Annotated in this window: 2 protein-coding genes; one reads left to right on the forward strand and one right to left on the reverse strand. The window is 59.8% G+C overall.

Annotated elements, in window-relative coordinates; translation table 11 throughout:
* A partial coding sequence (locus EKA13_RS27340) for a sporulation protein (RefSeq protein WP_065762048.1) occupies positions 1–451 on the reverse strand: 451 nt, incomplete at its 3' end.
* A gap of 91 nt (positions 452–542) precedes the next feature.
* Here EKA13_RS27340 and EKA13_RS27345 point away from each other — a divergent pair.
* The coding region (locus EKA13_RS27345; protein ID WP_065762049.1) for an isochorismatase family protein at positions 543–993 on the forward strand (451 nt) is incomplete at its 3' end.

A 993-nucleotide genomic window follows, 5' to 3' on the forward strand; every position in this document is an offset into this window, starting at 1 on the left:
TGCCCTCGCGGTAAACCACCGACGACGGGATGCCACGCTCGATCAGCCGCGCGGTCATATCCGTCAGCGCGCCCATGTTCGCCCCCTGAATGATTTCGACATCCCAGCCCTGAGCAGCCGGCTGGTCGGCCAGCGCTTCAGCCTTGCGCTGCAGGTCGGCGCCGCCGCAGATCTCGCGCAGGCGCAGGTTGTTACCGTCCTGATCGATGATCACTTCGTACTCGGCACCCTGCTTGATCGCCACGTAGCTGCGATAGGCTTCCACCACGCCCGCCGCATCCTTGCCGCGAACCTGACCGCAAATATCCCCTTGCTCATTAATACGAACATTGGCGAACTTGGCCGTTTTCGGGTTTTGCAAATGCTCGGCGACCTTGTTGTGAGCGCGCTCTACATCATTCTCACAGCCAGCCAACGCCAGCATCGCCATTACCACCGCCACTTTGCGCACGCGCCTATCTCCTGAATTCCAGCGGCGGATTTTAGCACCTGCAAGGCAACGGCAGTTACAATCGACCAGCATTCCCATCGAGAGGACGGCTATGCACCAGGTACTGTTGATCATTGACGTACAACCTTCCTTCAACCCACCCCAGTGGCTGGTCGAAGGCATCAACACACTCCTCGGGCGCATGCCGTCAGTCGCCACAGTAGAGCGTCACGACGAGCACCACACCCCGTTCCAACGCCAACTTGGCTGGCATCCTGCCAAAAACGAGCGCTGCCTGATCGCGGCCGACAGGGTGTTCGCCAAGTACGGTTATTGCCTCTCCAGCGAGACCCTCAACCACCTCAAGCAATTGAAACCGGACCGTGTCCTGGTATGCGGCATCCAGACGGACACCTGCGTGCTGGCGGCGGGCTTTGTGCTATTCGATGCGGGGCTGCAACCGACATTGATTACCGACCTGACCCGAGGCTCATCCCTGGATCGCTCAGGGGCACTGGGAATAAACCTGTGGCGACATCACTTCAAGCACACGGTGACGACGG

It is taken from the genome of Pseudomonas defluvii, assembly GCF_001695625.1.
In the GTDB taxonomy this organism is placed as follows: Bacteria; Pseudomonadota; Gammaproteobacteria; order Pseudomonadales; family Pseudomonadaceae; genus Aquipseudomonas; species Aquipseudomonas defluvii.